Origin of the sequence: Alteromonas sp. LOR, assembly GCF_000753865.1 — a bacterium.
Taxonomy (GTDB): domain Bacteria; phylum Pseudomonadota; class Gammaproteobacteria; order Enterobacterales; family Alteromonadaceae; genus Alteromonas.
In genome coordinates, this window is sequence record NZ_JQFW01000030.1 from 1 (window position 1) to 19,071 (window position 19,071).

Annotated in this window: 17 protein-coding genes; 14 read left to right on the top strand and 3 right to left on the bottom strand. The window is 43.6% G+C overall.

Annotation, left to right across the window (positions count from 1 at the left end; all coding sequences use genetic code 11):
- The first annotated feature begins 414 nt into the window (after positions 1-414).
- The 7 genes from JV36_RS0110920 (at position 415) to JV36_RS0110950 (ending at position 7,950) form a co-directional block, all read left to right on the top strand.
- Positions 415-1,158 (top strand): hypothetical protein, encoded by a 744-nt coding sequence (locus JV36_RS0110920; protein ID WP_052010151.1) that lies wholly within the window; start codon positions 415-417, stop codon positions 1,156-1,158.
- A gap of 163 nt (positions 1,159-1,321) precedes the next feature.
- A complete protein-coding gene (locus JV36_RS0110925) occupies positions 1,322-1,813 on the top strand; it encodes an HvfA family oxazolone/thioamide-modified RiPP metallophore (protein ID WP_032095908.1) in 492 nt (163 codons plus the stop codon).
- Positions 1,814-1,889: 76 nt separating this feature from the next.
- Positions 1,890-2,741, top strand: a complete 852-nt coding sequence (locus JV36_RS0110930; RefSeq protein ID WP_032095909.1) for an HvfB family MNIO-type RiPP peptide maturase — start codon at positions 1,890-1,892, stop codon at positions 2,739-2,741.
- The gene (locus JV36_RS0110935; RefSeq protein ID WP_032095910.1) at positions 2,741-3,499 is read left to right on the top strand and encodes an HvfC family RiPP maturation protein; all 759 of its coding nucleotides are present in this window, start codon (positions 2,741-2,743) and stop codon (positions 3,497-3,499) included. Before JV36_RS0110930 ends, JV36_RS0110935 begins: the two co-directional genes overlap by 1 nt.
- A gap of 335 nt (positions 3,500-3,834) precedes the next feature.
- The gene (gene apt / locus JV36_RS0110940; RefSeq protein ID WP_032095911.1) at positions 3,835-4,371 is read left to right on the top strand and encodes an adenine phosphoribosyltransferase; all 537 of its coding nucleotides are present in this window, start codon (positions 3,835-3,837) and stop codon (positions 4,369-4,371) included.
- A gap of 92 nt (positions 4,372-4,463) precedes the next feature.
- Complete coding sequence (gene dnaX / locus JV36_RS0110945) at positions 4,464-7,586, top strand: DNA polymerase III subunit gamma/tau (RefSeq protein ID WP_032095912.1); 3,123 nt, start codon at positions 4,464-4,466, stop codon at positions 7,584-7,586.
- 37 nt (positions 7,587-7,623) lie between these two features.
- Positions 7,624-7,950 carry a YbaB/EbfC family nucleoid-associated protein gene (locus JV36_RS0110950; RefSeq protein ID WP_032095913.1) on the top strand — a complete coding sequence of 109 codons (327 nt, stop codon included), beginning with the start codon at positions 7,624-7,626 and terminating at the stop codon, positions 7,948-7,950.
- A 128-nt stretch (positions 7,951-8,078) separates the two neighbouring features.
- Here JV36_RS0110950 and pobA read toward each other — a convergent pair whose 3' ends face one another.
- Positions 8,079-9,293: a 4-hydroxybenzoate 3-monooxygenase gene (pobA, locus tag JV36_RS0110955; protein WP_032095914.1), complete on the bottom strand. Its 1,215-nt coding sequence runs from the start codon at positions 9,291-9,293 to the stop codon at positions 8,079-8,081.
- 140 nt (positions 9,294-9,433) lie between these two features.
- Between pobA and JV36_RS19250 the strand changes: the two genes are divergently transcribed.
- The 7 genes from JV36_RS19250 to JV36_RS0110995 all read left to right on the top strand — a co-directional run bounded on the left by JV36_RS19250 (position 9,434) and on the right by JV36_RS0110995 (position 17,432).
- Complete coding sequence (locus JV36_RS19250; RefSeq protein WP_052010152.1) at positions 9,434-10,315, top strand: helix-turn-helix domain-containing protein; 882 nt, start codon at positions 9,434-9,436, stop codon at positions 10,313-10,315.
- A 499-nt stretch (positions 10,316-10,814) separates the two neighbouring features.
- Entirely contained in the window at positions 10,815-11,741 is a 927-nt protein-coding gene (locus JV36_RS0110965; RefSeq protein WP_420837618.1) for a hypothetical protein, read from the top strand.
- A gap of 7 nt (positions 11,742-11,748) precedes the next feature.
- On the top strand, positions 11,749-12,348 hold the full coding sequence (recR, locus tag JV36_RS0110970) for a recombination mediator RecR (protein WP_032095916.1): 600 nt from the start codon (positions 11,749-11,751) through the stop codon (positions 12,346-12,348).
- 106 nt (positions 12,349-12,454) lie between these two features.
- Positions 12,455-14,377, top strand: coding sequence for a molecular chaperone HtpG (gene htpG / locus JV36_RS0110975; RefSeq protein WP_032095917.1), 1,923 nt, complete (start codon positions 12,455-12,457; stop codon positions 14,375-14,377).
- 340 nt (positions 14,378-14,717) lie between these two features.
- Positions 14,718-15,362, top strand: coding sequence for an adenylate kinase (gene adk, locus JV36_RS0110980; protein ID WP_032095918.1), 645 nt, complete (start codon positions 14,718-14,720; stop codon positions 15,360-15,362).
- 296 nt (positions 15,363-15,658) lie between these two features.
- Positions 15,659-16,054: an MAPEG family protein gene (locus JV36_RS0110985; protein ID WP_032095919.1), complete on the top strand. Its 396-nt coding sequence runs from the start codon at positions 15,659-15,661 to the stop codon at positions 16,052-16,054.
- Positions 16,055-16,194: 140 nt separating this feature from the next.
- Positions 16,195-17,432, top strand: a protein-coding gene (locus JV36_RS0110995) for an IS3 family transposase (protein WP_152561532.1) whose coding sequence is annotated in 2 segments (ribosomal slippage) — positions 16,195-16,546 and positions 16,546-17,432 — 1,239 coding nt in all. Because the reading frame shifts where the segments join, the coding sequence is not laid out codon by codon here.
- A gap of 74 nt (positions 17,433-17,506) precedes the next feature.
- Here the strand turns inward: JV36_RS0110995 and lepB are convergent.
- Together lepB and JV36_RS0111005 are read right to left on the bottom strand one after the other, a co-directional pair.
- Positions 17,507-18,202: a signal peptidase I gene (gene lepB / locus JV36_RS0111000; RefSeq protein ID WP_268746582.1), complete on the bottom strand. Its 696-nt coding sequence runs from the start codon at positions 18,200-18,202 to the stop codon at positions 17,507-17,509.
- 163 nt (positions 18,203-18,365) lie between these two features.
- Entirely contained in the window at positions 18,366-18,977 is a 612-nt protein-coding gene (locus JV36_RS0111005) for a hypothetical protein (protein ID WP_160173590.1), read from the bottom strand.
- Positions 18,978-19,071 lie beyond the last annotated feature (94 nt).

Consider the following 19,071-nt stretch of genomic DNA (forward strand, 5'->3'; position numbering starts at 1 on the left):
CCCGCCTAACGGCGGGTTTTTTGCTTTCTGCCCCAAAAAAATAATGGGGGTCAGAACCGCATTAATAAATGGGGTCAGAACAGCATTTATCTCCAATCTAAACAAACATAATCAAACTCAACGAACATAAAACAGGGTCAGAACCCAATATATTGTCGTCTTCAGTGTGAGTCTGGCTGTCAAACTCAAAAATAAACGAGGTCAGATCCCTATTTCTCATTATCCACAGTCCTTACAGCGGACAAACGATCAAAGAATGTGGTTCTGACCCCATTTATTGTTACCCCCTTTATTTTTTTGCGTAAAGATTTTCATACCTTATTTATGCAATACCATTGTCGTAAATTATGTCTTTCAATCAAATGGTGATATATAGACTATCCTTAATATATTGTTCTCATATTTGGTAACGAAATGCGTAACTTTTGTGGTTCTATGGTGCTTTCTCTAATGATTTTTGCAGCCTCGTTGCCACTTTCGGTTTTTGCGCAGGAAGAAGTTAAAACCGTTACTCTGGGGATCGTAGTATTTCCTCCACTTGTGATAAAAGACAGTGAAACTGGGCGGTGTTACGGTGAAGTGGTAGAGATGTCCTCTAAGCTTTTAAAGCAGCTTGGGTACGAGATGAGTATTGAATGTATTCCCCCTATACGGCTTTTCGAAAGGGTGAAACAAGGCGAGATTGATTTAACAGTTAACGTAAAAGGGACGGCTGCACTCGACGATCATGCTACGTTTATTGATAAGCCCGTAACAAACCTAACGCTAATGAGAGTGACAAATAATGCTCGCTTAAATGAAAAATCCATAGCCGGTATAAGAGGATACGATTACGTAGGTGAGCGCATTCGTCTAGTTGAAGAAGGGTACGAATTTGTCGATATGCCCTCAAGTGTAGATTCTATCAAATTTTTTCTCTTTGATAGAACAGCAAACCTTATAACCTACGAGCGACCTTTTTATTATTTTCTTGGCGACAATGAGCTTAATGACAGGACAAGTTCAATAACATTAAAAAAGAATATTCCCACATTCTTCGCAGTATCGTTACAAAGCAAATATAAAGATGATCTTCTAGAAAAACTTTCAGCCTACAGTGAGTCCTTCAAGGAAGGAACTATCTTAGAACATGCCACGAAACCCACACCACAGCTTTAAAATATTTAAGTCTGCGCAGTATTTTCGCGAGGGTGTTCACTCTCAAATAAAAAATATTAAGAAAAGTTAAAAATTTGTGAAAGCAAATTGTTAACACCTCGGTCTTATTTATTGAACGTCAACATTGTGGTTTAACAATAGAATAAATTTCCGAGGGCTAAAAATGAAGCAAATTAATAAAACATCAATAGCAACAGCGTTAGGTGCCGTAGTTATCGGTTCGTTAGCATCAAGTGTAGCTGTAGCAGATTCAAATCCATTCGGTATGCAATCTCTTGAGTCTGGTTATAGTCAATTTGCCGCAGAAGGAAAATGTGGTGAAGGTAAATGCGGCGGCGATAAAGCCGCAAAAGAAGGCAAGTGCGGCGGCGATAAAGCTGCAAAAGAAGGCAAGTGCGGTGGTGATAAAGCTGCAAAAGAAGGCAAGTGCGGTGGTGATAAAGCTGCAAAAGAAGGCAAGTGCGGCGGCGATAAAGCAGTAAAAGAAGGCAAGTGCGGCGGTGATAAAGCCGCAAAAGAAGGCAAGTGTGGCGGCGATAAAGCTGCAAAAGAAGGCAAGTGCGGTGGCGATAAAGCCGTAAAAGAAGGCAAATGCGGCGGCAACAAAGCAGTGAAAGAAGGTAAGTGCGGTGAAGGTAAATGCGGTAGCATGTAACCATTGCTTCCTATGACCCGTAAGATGGCCGTCAATTGATGGCCTTTTTTTTCAGTGCTGTTCTTGGAGACTAAGAGTGAATAATATCAAAGGTGCTGGTTTAGGCTTCAGACGTGAAATGCTTGATGAACTTTTTCCTACTCTTCCTAAAGATGTCGACTTTTGGGAAGTGGCGCCAGAAAACTGGATCCCTCTTGGTGGCATTTATCAAAAACAATTTAACCAGGCCACTGCACAAGCACCATTTAGTACCCATGGACTGTCTCTTTCAATAGGTAGCAGTGATAAGCTTGATGTTGAATTTATAAAAACCGTAAAGCAGTTCTTAGATGCCAACAATATAGGCCTATACAGCGAGCATTTAAGCTATTGTTCTGGAAGCGGCCATATGTATGATTTGATGCCTATTCCATTTACTGAAGAGGCAGTTAAGCACGTTGTCTCTAGGGTTGTGCAAGTACAGGACATTCTCGAGAGACCTCTCGTATTAGAAAATGTGTCTTACTATGTTGCGCCAGATCAGGATATCTCTGAACTTGAATTCACCAACGCAGTTTTATCTGAGTCTGGCTGCTCTATGTTGCTAGACGTTAACAATGTGTACGTAAACAGTATTAATCACAACTATTATCCACATGAATTTATTAAAGGACTGCCGTCTCACAAAATAGTCTACGGTCACATTGCGGGGCATTACGACGAGGCTGCAGATTTAAAAGTGGACACACACGGAGCCGATGTTATTGAGCCAGTATGGAAACTATTAGACTATGCGTATAGCGTACATGGCGTTTACCCCACTTTGCTAGAGCGTGACTTCAACATTCCGTCTGTGGATAATTTACTCAACGAAGTGCGTAAAATTAAAGCAATACAGTCAAAACACGCGTCTACTGAAATGAACTCTTCAAGTAGGGGAGTTGCGTGATGCCTTCGTTACAACAAAGCCAGAGTGAATTTGCACAAGCGATAAAAGACCCTTCAACGCTCAACGCGAAAAATGATGATCACTTAAGACGGATGAAAATCTACCAGTCGCTATTTTTCAGCAACATAAATGGTTTCGTTAGCTCAGCACTTCCAGTTTTAAAATCTATTATTATTGCTCAACATGGCGAAAACCAATGGGAGCAAGTAATCCGTCAGTTCTTTATTGAACATCAATGCAGGTCTCCTTATTTTAACGACATCAGTAAAGAGTTTGTAGAATACTTAGCGACATCTCCCGCTTTGGGTTTTGAACTACCAGCGTTTTCTTGTGAACTAGCCCATTATGAATGGCTAGAGCTAGAAATGGCCACGCGTAAAAGCAGTGAAAGCATCTCGTTTTACTCAGCAGGTGAGGATATTACCGAGGTAAAAATTTCACCGTTCGCCACCCTAGCGTCATATTCCTATGCGGTGCACCTTATTGGACCAGACCACTTACCCGACGGGCCTATGGACGCGCCCCAATATTATATCGTATATCGAGATGAAGAATATCAAGTTCAATTTGTTCATTTAACCGCGATGACCGCCATGCTGGTGCATACCGTAGAGGTAGCTGAAGAAGGCATTTCACTAGAGGTATTAGCTAACCAACTGATTGAGCAGGCGCCAAGTATTCCTCAACCAACGCTCAAAGCGGGAATAGAACAAACTGTCGTCGATTTGCTTCAAAAAGGGATATTAATGCCGGTATAAGCCTGCAAAATCTCTAAATATAAACAGCACAGTGCTTAATTTTTTATCATTTGATGTGTCTATTATTAACTTTACCCACCAACTGTATTTATTGTGAGCGTTTAACTATATTAGCGCTGTCAATCGGGCTTGCTTTCGATTAACATTTACGACCATTTTTTTGTTCACAATTATTGTTTAGGTAGTGCATATGGCTGACAATGAAGATTTTAAAGAAGTCTATAACAAGTGGTACTTCTTAGGTTCATTAGTAACTTTACTCGCTTTTCCGTTGATGCATATCATCGCCGGTTGGTTCACGTTCTGGTTATAAAGCAGACATATAAGGTATTATCGTGACTGCAGAATATATAAAATCAGTAGTGAAAACCGTTCCTGACTATCCCAAGCCAGGTATATTATTTAGAGATGTAACTAGCGTTTTGGAAGATCACAAAGCGTTTAAAAGCTGTATCTCATTACTTGTTGAAAAGTATCAGGGCATGGGATTTACAAAGATCGCAGGCACTGAAGCTCGCGGCTTTTTGTTTGGCGCGCCTTTAGCAATTGAAATGGGGATCGGGTTTATCCCAGTACGCAAACCTAATAAGTTGCCCAGGGAAGTCGTCAGTGAAAGCTACGAGCTGGAATATGGCACAGATACGCTACAAATCCATCGCGATGCAATTGTCCCTGGCGATAAGGTATTATTGATTGATGATCTTCTGGCTACTGGCGGAACTATCGCAGCATCGGCTAAGCTCATTCGCTCATTGGGTGGTGAGTTAAACCACGCTGGGTTCGTTATTAATCTACCCGATTTAGGTGGTCATAAAAAATTGACCGAACTAAACATTGAAAGCTATTCAATTTGCGAGTTTGAAGGCGAGTAGTTAGCCATTTAAACGGGCGCAAGAAAGCCACAATAAGGCGTGATTAAGCTTGATGAGGCGTAACAAGGCGTGACGAGGCAAAGAGTACAATAATGAGCTATCAGGTATTAGCAAGGAAATGGCGACCAGGGAAGTTCGGTGAACTTGTCGGCCAAGAGCATGTGGTGTCAGCCATTTCAAATGCCTTAGATAACGATCGTTTGCATCACGCTTATCTGTTCACTGGCACACGAGGCGTTGGAAAAACGACAATAGCGCGTATTTTTTCTAAAAGCTTAAATTGTGAAGAAGGTCAGGGAGCCAACCCCTGCGGGCAGTGCCATACTTGCAAAGAAATTGAGCAAGGAAATTACGTTGATTTGCTCGAGATTGATGCAGCTTCAAGAACGAAAGTAGAAGATACGCGAGAGCTTCTGGACAATGTTCAGTACAAGCCAACTCGTGGCCGCTACAAGGTGTATCTCATAGATGAAGTACACATGCTCTCGAAACACAGTTTCAACGCGTTGTTAAAGACGCTGGAAGAGCCGCCCCCTCACGTAAAATTCCTTTTGGCGACCACCGATCCACAAAAGTTGCCCATCACCATTTTATCTCGCTGTCTTCAGTTTAATCTCAAGGCCATGTCGCGAGAGCAAATTGTTGGTCAACTTACCCATATTCTAGAGCAGGAGCAATTGAATTTCGAGCCTCAAGCGCTGTCGCTGCTTGCAAGAGCCGCACAAGGCAGTATGCGTGATGCGCTCAGTTTAACTGACCAGGCCATTGCGCAGGGCGGAAACCAGGTAACTGCATCGGTGGTTACTGACATGCTTGGTTTAATGGACAAAAACCAGCTGCTCAAAATTATCAATGCGGTGGTAAATAAAACACCCAATGATGTGATTCAGTTGGTTAACGACTTGGCTGAGCAGGCGCCAGATTATGACAATGTTCACGGTGAATTGGCGAGCTTACTTCATCAGATAGCCTTGACCCAATGGGTGCCGGAGGCATGTAAGCTAGAGACAACATCGGCAAAAGCGATATATCAACTGGCTAAAACCATCCCCGCTGAACAAGTACAGTTGCTCTATCAAATTGCAATTCAGGGGAGAAAAGACTTACCTTTCGCAGCAGACGGTAAGAGCGCATTTGAAATGACATTAATGCGAATGATGTCGTTTGCACCTGCAACGCCTCCTGATAATGGTGCAGATAATATTGAGCGCGGAGGTAGTGAGCACAGCCTTCCCGTTAAGACCGCTCCTGAATCACAGACTGGTGATCCGGGAAACGTCGGTAAGCAAGAGGAAGCGCTTAAAAGCGAAACTCTTGCAGATGCCACACCACAAACAGAAACAGCAGAGCCGCAATTTCAAGGGCAGCCTACTTTTGATATAACTTCTGAATCTGATGTACAGCCTGAGCCTGATAAACAGCCTGAGCCAGAGCTTTCAGAGGCGTCTCACTCAGCTTATCGCGGTGGTGATACGGATACTGTTGAATCAGAGCCTTCAGCCGGACAGGAGCCTTCAGCCGGACAAGAGCCTTCAGCTAATAAACAGCCTTCTGAAAATACAGTGCCTGAATCCTCAGCTGATGCTATGAATGTCGCGAACCACGCCAACACTGCAAACGTTGACTCTGATCCTCAACTGGGTGAATCCCAGCATAGCGGGTCACTAAAGGCTGAATCGCAACGTCAAGTATCTCAACAGCCGGAACCCGAGCCGCAGCAGATAGACGCGAGTTCTGAAGCTTCGCACCCGCAAAGTGAGTTGTCGCCATTTTCTGATAATGAGCCTCCGTTAGATGCCTACTTGGATGATATGCCGCCTGCCAGTGATGAAGAGTATCCACCAGATATTGATAGCGGTTTTTCTCACCATGCTGACAGCGAGCAAAATAGTTCGCAAGACATTGCGCCAGAAACTGCACAGCCGTCTCCAGAAGAGCAGTTGAGTGCTACTGCAAGCATGCTTGCGCTTAGACAAAAAATGAAACAGCGCAAGGCACAAGACACAGAAGATAAAAAAGCGCAGGTATCTGCAGAAAGTCCTTCGCAGGACGCCGCTGATAGAATGCCTAACACCCTGCGTTCTCGATTCTCAAATGCTAACGCAACGCCATCAGCGCAGGATAACCAAGCCCAACCTTCGCAGCAGCATATTGAACATGAGCAATCAGACCCAAATCAATCACAGCTTCAATCTCAAATGTCAGAGGCAGAGGGTAGTGCGAATAAAGTGGTACCAGTTTTATCAGACTCAGTGAATTCAGCCTCTGATAATACAAGCTCGCCCATCACAGCAGATTTTCAGCCTTCTGTTAACAGTGACGAGAGCGGCCAAGGCAGTGCATTTGACGATGACGAGTTTTTCGATGCCGAATTTGAAGAAGATATGCCGTTTGCCAGTGACTCGCAGCCCGATTCGCCTGATTCGCAGAGCGCTTTATCGAACCAAGGCTCATTACAGCAAGACTCATTACAACAAGGCTTATCACAAGCAACTTCATCACAAAAGAATGCTAACGAAAACTTTTCCACAGAAGACCATCCACCGTGGGACACTGCACAGAGCAACGACTCTGCCGATTCAAATGGTACTGTGGCTTTTAATGATACTGCGGCGAGGGATTCATTACACAATACAAATGCTGAACAAATGCCTTTCCAGAGCGCTAATCAGCCAATTGATTCCCAGCAGCGCAATTACGACCAGGGCACTAGCTTCCAGTCTAATGTAGACTATTCATCAAGCAATGCTGAACGCGGCGATGGCTCAGAAGTCATTACCAGCACCCCAAGCGGTAGTTTAAGTGCATACCTCGAAGATGGAACTAAACTTACCCATGCTAGCCAAATAGATGAGTGGAGTAACTTAGTTGAGCAGATGCCAATTGCCGGGCTGTTAAAACAATTGTTCCTTCATGCTTCTTTTTCTCGAGATAACGGTAATGTGTCACTTGAAATTGATAACAGTCAGTCTCATCTACTTAATGAGAGCGCGAAACAGCAATTGCTAGACACACTGCATCATGGGTTGGGAGAGAACGTAACGGTGAATATTACGTTAGGTAAACCAAATTCAACGCCATTTGCACTGCAGCAAGATATTCATGCAATGCGCCAGGCGCATGCACATTCAGTTGTACAAACTGATGAAAAAATTCAAGCGCTGCTATCAATTTTTGATGCCTCAGTGCTGACCGATTCGGTTAAAGCACGATAGCAGATTAACTTAATACCAAACAAAGTGAGATAAAAATATGTTTAAAGGCGGTATGGGCAACATGATGAAACAGGCGCAGCAGATGCAAGATCGCATGCAGAAAGTGCAGGACGATCTCGCTAAGCTGGAAGTTACCGGTGAAGCCGGTGCAGGTATGGTTAAAGTTACCATGACGTGCAACCACAACGTACGCCGCGTTGACATCGACGACTCGCTAATGGACGACGATAAAGACATGATTGAAGACCTTGTTGCAGCAGCGTTTAACGACGCCGTCCGCCGAGTTCAAGAAACCAGCAAAGAAAAAATGGCTGATGTAACTGGCGGAATGTCACTTCCACCAGGTATGAAACTGCCGTTTTAAATCATGATAATTGGCTAATGCCAATGAGTAATGAAAAAGGCCGCGTTTACTCACGTAAACGCGGCCTTTTCGTGTTTTCAGGAACGTTAAATGTTAATCACTTCCTATATCGCAAATCACGTGATGAGCTACTCCATAACAGGATAAGGTAACCCTACATATTGCTTTGCAATGACCTCTTGACCAGCGCTATCATTTAAATAGAAGTCGAGTTCTGATTGCATAAAGCGATCAAACGTTTTCGCATCTAACTGACTCTCACTGTCAGCTTCATCATTAAAATCATGAAGCATATTACTCATCCACCATGAGAAACGTTCTGTTTGCCATACTCGCGTTAACGCTAACTCTGAATAGCGCTGTGTGGCGCAACTATCTTTGTCTACATAGTGTTTCACTAACAATTTGGATAAAATCGATACATCGGACGCAGCTAAATTCAAGCCTTTTGCGCCCGTGGGGGGCACGATATGAGCCGCATCACCAACTAAAAACAACTTTCCAAACTGCATGGGTTCACAAACAAAACTTCTTAGTGGTGCAATACTCTTCTCAATACTTTTGCCGGTGATTAATGATTCAGCCATCTCTTGCGGTAAGCGTTTCTTCAGTTCACTCCAAAATTGCTCATCGCTCCAGTTCTCTACTTTGTCTGTTGCCGGTACTTGTAGGTAGTATCGTGAGCGCGTCAATGAACGTTGGCTGGCTAACGCGAACCCTCGTTCTGTTTTGCAATACACTAGCTCAGCACTGACTGGCGGAGTGTCACTGAGTACTCCTAACCAGCCAAAGGGATAAACTCGTTCGAATTCTTCTCGTTTGTTTGCAGGAATAGTTTTGCGCGATACCCCGTGAAATCCATCGCAGCCAGCGACGAAATCGCACTCAATTGTGTGTTGGACTCCATCTTGTTCAAAACTCACTGACGGCGTATTGCTTTCAACATCGTTAATAGTGACGTTCGATGAACTGTAATAGGTGGTCAGTCCTTTTTCACTGCGCGCGTTCATCAAGTCTCGCGTCACCTCAGTTTGCCCATAGCACATAACCGTCTTACCGCCGGTCAATTTTTCTAAGTCCAATCGGTATGGGACGCCATAATAGCTAATCACAAATCCTTCATGCCTATGTCCATTGGCCTCCATATTTTGACTTACACCTGCCTCGTGTAAAAGGTCTACTAATCCTTGTTCTAAAATACCAGCACGTATTCTCTTCAGAATGTAGTCAGGAGATGCACGTTCAACAATAACGTTGTCAATCCCATGTTTGGCAAGTAATTGCCCTAGCAGTAAACCCGATGGGCCTGCGCCCACGATCATGACCTGTGTCTTAATGTTCATAGCCAATCCACTTATTATTTGAATTAGCTGTAATACTCGTCTAATTCCGCCGTGTTTGTAATGTATTAAATTGCCATGTTATTGTACTTTTTCGTCATCATATCTTAGTATTTCTATTCGTTTTATACGTAGATTTTGTGATGTCTCATACTATTCCATTTTATGATTTATATGGTGAAAGCCTTGTTAATAGGGCTCTTCATCATGTTCATGTTGAAGATATTGCGTTTCGCAGTAAAGGGCTGGGTTGGAAAATAAAACCGCATAGGCACGATAAGCTAGTGCAGGTGGTTTGTACATTTGATGATGCAGTGAGTGTTCAACTTGACGATTCAAAATACGAGCTTAATCACAGTTGTCTTGTAGTGATCCCTACAGGTGTAGTGCATAGTTTCAAATTTGAACCCAACATAAAAGGCTACGTTGTATCGTTCAGCACTGAAATACTCAATGCCATGGCCAAAAATGATGAGCGGTTTAATCTGCGGGAAATCATGCTGCAGCCCCAAGTACTATCGTTTCGCAACCCGTATCAGATGAAACGATTTGCTAATTATGTGGAGCTGCTGCGAGACGAACTTGCCCATTCAGAGCCAGATCAGCAGTGGGTTCTCGAACAATTGGTGCAGCTTTTGCTCATATCTGTAAAACGTCAGCAACAGCTTGAAGCGTTCAGTGATGGCGAGGCAGGGCGAGACGCTAAAACGTTACTAAACCTCAAGCATTATATCGATAAGCACTTTCGCGAGCATTTATCTGTTGCCGAGTATGCCAGTATGCTCCATGTATCGGTTTCTACCCTGAATCGACTGTGTCAATCACGGTTGAACCAAGGACCAAAAACATTGATAAATGAGCGGTTAATTACACAAGCTAAGCGGCTGTTAATTTTCACGCAACAAAGTATTTGCGATATTGCTTACGGCTTAGGCTTTAAAGATCCAGCGTACTTTAGTCGCTTCTTTAAGCAGTCAGTTGGAATGAGTGCGGGGGAATTTCGCAAATCTCATGATAGCCAGTGAACCATTAATGTTGTAAAAAGCAAAGACCCTCAACTTCAGATACTCAGTGTGAACTGTATTCAAGGACGTTGTGAAATTACCTTGGAGGGCAAAGACCAAACAGCAGCTATCTTCTTATTCTTTGATATTCAAAAAGATAACTCGATGGGAGTAATCGAGTTAATGACCCCAACATTTTATGTGGATGACGAGGGAAATTATTGGCTCTATAGAACCCTTACATACGCGGTAAATTAGCTTTCGCGCGATTATTGCGAGGCAATTGATTAAATCTGCTATAAACGGGGTTTCACCAGCTTTTACGCTATTAATGCATTACAATCGCGAGAATTTTGGAGCCATTCACAATGGCATCTCGTATTATCACTATCTAACATCGCTTATTAGGGCGTGTTGAGCTTTATTCTGCACTTTGCAGCGGTTTGTGTGCTGTTAAAATAAGGTCAACATGCTCTGACTATTTCTAGATAAAAAGGAACCCGTCTTGATCAGAAAAGGTTTGGTCACATCCACTCTCATTCTTATTCCTATTGCTATCGTATTAACTGTTTTCAGTATCTATTCCTTATTCAGTATAAAAACAGTCACCGTCGACCCGAAGTTAAGGGAGATATCGGGTATCGAGTTTGATAAAAAGCAGCGCCTTTGGGCGATTAACGACAGTGGCGATGGCCCCATTCTTTATATGCTAAATAAAGACGGTTCAATCGCTCGTGAAGTGACAGTGTCAAATGCTAAAAACGTCGATTGGGAGGACATGACGCAAAACCAGTTTGGTCATTTTTTCCTAGGCGATTTTGGCAATAACGACAACGATAGGCGTTGGCTTACTATTTATAAAATTGAAAATCCTATTGATATTAAAACCGACACCACGAAGGCTGAAATCATAAAGTTTACTTATCCTCAAATGGAAGAAGGCGAGATTAAACCAGAAGATAAAAACTATGATCTAGAGGCATTTGTTGAATTTAAGCGGCACCTTTATCTGTTTACCAAAAACAGAACTAAGCCCTTTGACGGTATTACCAAACTGTACAAAGTGGGCGATCACGCTGCTAATTTTGATGCTGAATTAATAGGCGAATTTAAAACCTGTACCACCCTAGAAAAGTTATGCTGGATAACCTCAGCGGCAATAAGCCCAAATAGAGAAAAGTTGGTTTTACTTGATTCAACCAGTCTTTGGCTATTTGAAAATTTTGATGGCGATAATTTTTTCAGTGGTGAGGTATCGCGCATAGACTTAGGCATTATTACGCAAAAAGAAGCGGTAACGTTTTACGATGACAACACGCTTGTATTTACCGATGAGGAATTCAAAGGCCTGGTGGGCGGAAATGTTTATGAAGTTAAACTCGACCAAGTAAAGCGTAACGTGATTAAATACCCTCAACAAAACGATAGCGAACGAACAGCGAAGTAGTCTCATTATGAAGTTCAGTCCCTTACTTGCAGAACTCATTCAGGCGTTAACGTGTCTGCCTGGTGTTGGTAACAAAAGCGCTCAGCGAATGGCATTTCATTTACTCGAGCGAAACCGAAAAGGTGCCGTTGCCTTAAGCGATGTATTGCATAACGCAATGGAGCACATCCACCATTGTAAGCGCTGCAGAACCTTTACTGAAGATGAACTATGTGACATATGTCGCCACCCTGAGCGTGAGGCCAGCGGCCTTCTGTGTGTGGTGGAGAGCCCGCAAGATGTATTGGCAATAGAGCAAACCATGAGCTTTAAGGGGCAGTATTTTGTTTTGATGGGGCACCTGTCACCTATTGATGGCGTGGGACCAGAAGAAATTGGTTTGAATGAACTGGAAGCACGGTTTGCTGCAGGGGGGATCTCCGAGGTAATACTTGCGACCAATCCTACCGTAGAAGGTGAAGCCACTGCCCATTACATCGGTCAGCTGTGCGCGTCAAACGACATCGATGCCTCTCGTATTGCTCATGGCGTGCCGGTGGGCGGCGAATTAGAATACATTGATAACAACACATTAACCCACGCCTTCTCCGGGCGGCGTAAACTTTAGTGTGATAAAAAACAAATAAATTTTCTCTCTTGTAGTTGAAAAACGCGCTTCGAGTCCACACCTGTCTATCAGTAACGTGATCCATTCAACGAGGAGATACTGGATTATGGCTGAAGCAGCCCATAAAGAAACCCACGGTTTTCAGACGGAAGTAAAACAACTTCTACATCTGATGATTCATTCTTTGTACTCAAACAAAGAAATCTTCTTACGCGAGTTAGTGTCTAACGCCGCTGACGCCGCAGATAAACTCCGTTTCCGCGCTTTGGAAAACGACAGTCTCTATGAAAACGATGGTGACTTGAGCGTTAAGCTAAGCGTAGACAGCGAAGCGAATACCATCACGATTGTCGACAACGGCATTGGTATGTCTCGAGATGAGGTAATCGCTAACCTTGGTACTATTGCTAAGTCTGGTACAAAGGACTTTTTCAGTAAGCTGTCTGGCGACAGTGCAAAAGACTCACAACTTATCGGTCAGTTTGGCGTAGGTTTCTACTCTGCGTTCATCGTGGCTGATAAAGTGACTGTTCGCTCTCGCGCCGCTGGTGCGGATGCGTCAACGGGTGTTGAGTGGGTTTCAGATGGTGGCGGCGAGTTTACTATTGCCGACATTAACAAACCCACTCGCGGTACCGAAATTACGCTTCACCTTCGTGAAGAAGAAAAAGAGTTTGCAGACACATGGCGTCTTCGTTCAATCGTAAGTAAATACTCAGACCACATCAGCATTCCGGTGCATATGTGGAAAGACGAAGTGCCTGAAAGCGAAGGACCTGACGGCGAGAAAATTGAAGCTCAGCCTGGTGAATGGGAAGCGGTTAACAAAGCAACTGCGTTGTGGACTCGTGAAAAGTCTGATATCAGTGATGACGAGTACAACGAGTTTTACAAGCATATTTCTCACGACTTTGCTGATCCGCTTTCGTGGGCACACAACAAAGTGGAAGGAAAAACGGAGTACACTAGCTTACTGTATATCCCTTCAAAAGCGCCGTTTGATATGTGGAATCGTGACCAAAATCACGGTTTGAAGCTGTATGTTCAACGCGTATTTATCATGGACGACGCCGAACAGTTTATGCCTACGTATCTTCGTTTTGTAAAGGGGCTACTCGATAGCAACGACCTACCACTGAACGTGTCTCGTGAAATTCTTCAAGATAATAAAGTGACTCAAGCGCTGCGCCAAGGTTGTACTAAACGCGTGCTTCAGATGCTTGAAAGAATGGCCAAGAACGACTCAGACAAGTACCAGACTTTCTGGAATGAGTTCGGTAATGCGCTTAAAGAAGGACCTGCTGAAGACTTTAGCAATCGCGAAAAAATCGCCGGTCTACTTCGCTTCTCATCGACTCACGGTGATTCTGATGCGCAAACCGTGTCACTTGCCGACTACATTGAGCGCATGAAAGAAGGGCAAGACAAGATTTACTTCGTTACTGCAGATAGCTTGCAAGCGGCTAAGTCGAGTCCTCACCTTGAGATATTCCGCAAGAAGGGTATTGAAGTGTTGCTAATGGGCGAGCGCATTGACGAGTGGTTAATGTCTCACCTGACTGAGTTTAACGAAAAGCAGTTTGTTTCAATTGCGAAAGGCGACTTGGACTTAGGCGATTTGGAAGACGAAGAGTCTAAGAAAGCCCAAGAAGAAGCTGAGAAAGAAATTGAAGGCGTGCTAGAAAGAGCAAAAGCGGCGTTAGGCGAGAAAGTGGTAGATGTGAAATTTACCCATCGTTTAACCGACTCTCCTGCGTGCATCGTAGCCGATGACAACGGCATGACAACGCAGATGATGAAGCTAATGCAAGCTGCTGGTCAAAGTGTACCAGACGTTAAGTATCACTTTGAACTTAACCCTGAGCACAGCCTAGTTAAAAAGCTAGCCGACACTCAAGACGAAGAGTTGTTCAATGAATGGGTAGGGGTGTTATTCGACCAAGCTGCACTTTCAGAACAAGGCAGTCTTAAAGACCCTGCTACCTTCGTTCAAAACATGAATGCATTGTTGATGAAGCTGGCAAAATAAGCGGCTTTTAAGCCACTGCAAACTTTAGAAAACGGGCTTTACGCCCGTTTTTTGTTTTTATATCTTAAAATCGAGTATACCCTTAATAATATGCTATATTTTCAGGCCTTAAATACGCAGCCGACACTGCTATTACGTGTGTGGGGTATAAAGCGTGTAGACAATGGCCGTTATCGTCGCAGTTTATGCGTTGCTCACAAAGTGACTATAAGTTGAACGTATATTCGCCATTAGTCGTAAGATTAGCCTTGGGGTACTGCTTACACTTGTCACTAATGTATTGAATGTGTAAAGTGCCCGAAGTAAAAATTTTAAAAAATCATAAGCGGAGAACGCACTCATGCGAATCATTCTTCTCGGCGCTCCTGGCGCGGGTAAGGGCACACAAGCTCAGTTTCTAATGGGCAAATACGGTATTCCACAAATTTCTACAGGCGATATGCTTCGCGCAGCAATAAAAGCTGGTACTGAACTTGGTTTAAAAGCCAAGCAGGTAATGGATGAAGGTAAGCTGGTTTCTGACGATATCATTATTGGTTTGGTGAAAGAGCGCATTGCAATGGATGATTGCAAAGACGGTTTTTTACTCGACGGCTTTCCTCGCACTATTCCGCAAGCGGATGCAATGAAAGAAGCCGGTGTGAAAGTAGACCACTGCATTGAATTTGATGTTGCAGATGACGTGATTGTTGAGCGCATGGGCGGAAGACGAGTACACCCTGCATCTGGTCGTGTTTATCACGTGGTATACAATCCGCCTAAAGAAGCAGGCAAAGACGACGCCACTGGTGAAGACCTTATTGTCCGTGAAGATGATAAAGAAGACACTGTACGTAAGCGTTTAGCTATTTATCATGAGCAAACTAAGCCACTTGTTAACTACTACATGGCAGAAGCAGATGCTGGCAACTGCGAGTACCACAAACTCGACGGAAACCGCCCGGTTGATGACGTTAGCGCTGACCTTGAAAAGCGCTTGAGCTAACCAGCTCGTCACATTACAAGAGGCCGCATTAATGCGGCCTTTTTATTGTGCAGATTTTATTATGCCTTTAAAGTGGGAAGACGGCGTGAGTTGCGTGTGCTGCCCCTTGAATAATGACTAACAGGAATAAAGTTAACAGGGAAAGAGTTAAGAGGGCTAGTAACTAAAAGTGTAACTGAGAGCGCTAACTAATAACGCATCACATTCAGCTATACGTTGTTAAAATCTCTATGCTACCTTAGAGACATAAGTTGCAAAAACGGTTGCAAGAATAATTATAAAAATTGGAGTTGATAATGGTTTTACCAATTACGGCCTTTTACGCCAGCTTATTAGGTATATGCTACCTTTACCTATCGTTTCTTGTTATTGGCGCACGTCGCAGGCACAACGTCAGCCTAGGTGATGGCGGCCATGAAGATCTGGGGCGCTTAGCCCGAGCCCATGGCAACTTTAGTGAATACGTACCCATCACGCTAATTATGATCGCGTGTTTTGAAGCTAATACGGGTCAAGCATGGGCTGTGCATGCATTAGGAAGTGCTATTTTGTTTGGAAGGGTATTGCATGCCTACGGTCTAGGAAAACACGCTGGCGTTAGCTGGCAGCGTTTTGCAGGTATGATCCTCACCTTTCTCGCTATGTTAGTTACCGCCGTTGGTAATTTAGCGTTAATTCACTTTGGGATGTAGTGAATGCCGTGTAAGCTTTTGCTAGCAAAGCGTCAACAACAAATAATGAGTCTAAAAAAGCCCGCGACGCGGGCTTTTTTTATGGCGATGACCCGTCCTAAATAGCGTTGACACTTTTCAAAATTATTTTGGAGAGTGTAATGCAATCAACAACTAAGCGTAGTCAACGCGATTATTCCCTTGCTTTTAAATTGGCAGTTGTAGAGCAGGTAGAAAAAGGAGAAATGACCTACAAACAAGCCCAGGAACACTATGGTATTCAAGGTCGTTCAACCGTTTTAGTTTGGCTTCGCAAGCATGGTCGGTTAAATTGGTGTGAAGGCACACCTGAACTTTTTAAGCGAGACGGTCGCGTGGATAAATCTAACACAGCGCTCACGCCTGAGCAGCGTATCAAGGCCTTGGAAAAAGAGCTCGCAGATACTAAGATGAAAGCAGAGTTTTTTGAAGCGGTAGTTAATGTGCTTGAGACTGATTATGGAGTCAGTGTTGTAAAAAAGCGCAAAGGCAAGTCATTCAAAAACAGGTAGTGAATAAGCTATCGATATCAAAGGCATGCGGATTCTTAGGCATATCGCGACAAGCTTACTATCAGCACCATACACGTTGTTTGAAACGCGCTGAATATGAAGCCCGAGTTGTACAGTTTGTTCGCTCAGAGCGAATGCTCCAACCTCGCATCGGCACTCGTAAGCTACAGTACCTAATGAAGGCTCACTCCATGAATATTGGGCGCGATAGATTGTTTTGTCTATTGCGCCACAACAGGTTATTAGTGGCGCCAAAGCGTGCTTATCATAAAACTACCAATAGTCATCATCGATTTAGACGTCACCCAAACCTCATAAAAGAGGGTTTCGTAGCGCAGCGGCCTAATCAATTATGGGTTGCAGATATTACTTATCTGCCGACTAGAGCAGGAGAAAGTTACCTTAGCTTAGTAACAGATGCTTACTCGAGAAAAATCGTCGGCTATAGCCTTGATGACAACATGAAAACAGTATCAGTGAAGAGAGCATTCCATGGCGCGTTAATGGGCAGGCACTCTGACGAGAAGCTGATCCATCACTCTGATAGAGGTATACAATATTGTTCAGCAGAGTATCAACAGCTTCATGAAAAATATGATGTGAGCTGCTCGATGACTGATGGATACGACTGTTACCAGAACGCACTTGCTGAAAGAGTCAACGGGATACTGAAAAATGAATATCTGTTGAGCAAGCCCAATGACTTAAACGAAGCTAGAAAAATGGTTAGAGAGTCTATTGAAATTTACAATAGTCGAAGGCCACATTTATCATTAAAATACAAAACGCCCGATGAGGTTCATCGAGCGTTTTTAACTGAAAAAAGTGTCAACTTATATCAGGACTAGTCACGAATTGATTCTACCAATCCGCATAGATCATTGGCCACTCAGAAGGTAATTATCTATGCGGACTAATGGTATTAATTCAGTGTCAACAAAACGCGGTCTTGCCTCGGTAAATAATAGTGACTTTTATCAAGAGAGAAAGCCACAGAGGTGGCCCTGCCTTGTATTTCAGAGATAGGGAATAGTCCATAGTAGCGAGAATCCATGCTGTTATCTCTATTGTCTCCCATAGCCAATATATAGCCTTTGGGTATGGTCACTGGGTGAAATGAGGATGCGGGGTTTTCAATCGAGGGGGGAGTGACGCCGCTGCTATCAATGTAATCACTGTTAGTCAGCGCAATAGTGCGAGAGTCACCTAGAAGCGCCTCTTGATAAAAAGGTGCAGAAAGTGGCGTGATGGTAGCTGATTCACCGTTTATAAAAAGACGATTGTGGCGAAGTTCAACAGTGTCGCCCGCCACGGCAACCGCACGTTTAACCAATCGATTCTGTGCTGCGCTGCTATTGATAATCACAATGTCGCCTCGCTCTACGTCGCCAGTATTGGCAATGACAATGTCACTAAAAGGCAATTCTAGGGTGTAAGCTGTTTTATCTACCACTATTCTGTCGCCCACTTGAATTGTCGGTTCCATCGAGCCTGAGGGCACATGATACCAGTCGGCCATACTGCTTCTGAATGAAAACATAAGGACGATAAAAAGAATAAAAGGGAGATTTTCTTTAATCAGGTTTTTTGCGTTTGGCAAAGCCGTGTCTTTGTTCAAGAGGGTATCCATCTAAAGTGTATGCTGTATTTAGTTAGATACCTAGAAAACAAAATGTTCATTATCAAGATGTAAAAGAGTGTGTCAGCACAAAAAAGCCCATCGTTATGACGGGCCTAATGGATTAACGTATCCGCGTAAAAGCTATGTTAGCTTTTAAAACTTACAAAGGGATTGGGTCACAAACTCTGTAACTGTATTTTCTTCTCTGGCCTTGATAGAAATCTTTTAACTTACAAGTTGAGCCGCTCTCGCCTCGGTGTAATGGAAAAACCTCATTTTCATCAACTGGAGAATCAGACTCAATATCTGTAGAGGTCATAGCGACAATGCCCAAAGCCGCAGCTTGTTCAAAGCGCTTTTCAATGCACGCGTTATCTATGAGCAGAGGCTTGTTGTTGTCTCTTAGTGATGAAAGGCTATAACCTGCTACTCTTGAAGCACCTTCGTTAATTTCAAAGCTCGTTATAACCCTATCATTGGTATCGTATCCAACAATGTCTACCGAAAAAACCAGTCGATCAAAAATTGAAGAAGGCCGTTCAGACTCACTGAAATTTAGTATATATGATTCAGTCCTCGGGTTGCCTATCGCAACTCGTGCCTCTGCTCTGGCATCACTTAATTTATTCGGATCCAAAAGTGTGGCTAAAGCGGTATCCGTTGGGCACGCAGAGTTCCATGATGTATTTCCTTGTTGCTCGTTATTCGTGGCGACGTGACTTGCAAACGCAATAGCAGCGGTAATAAAGCATCCTAGTATACGTTTCATCATTAACTCCTTGTAGCTGTTAACAGCAACCTACTCATTCAGGTTCTGCTTCACTCTAACAAGGTTTCTATCCGCTCGCAATTCGTGCAATTAAACA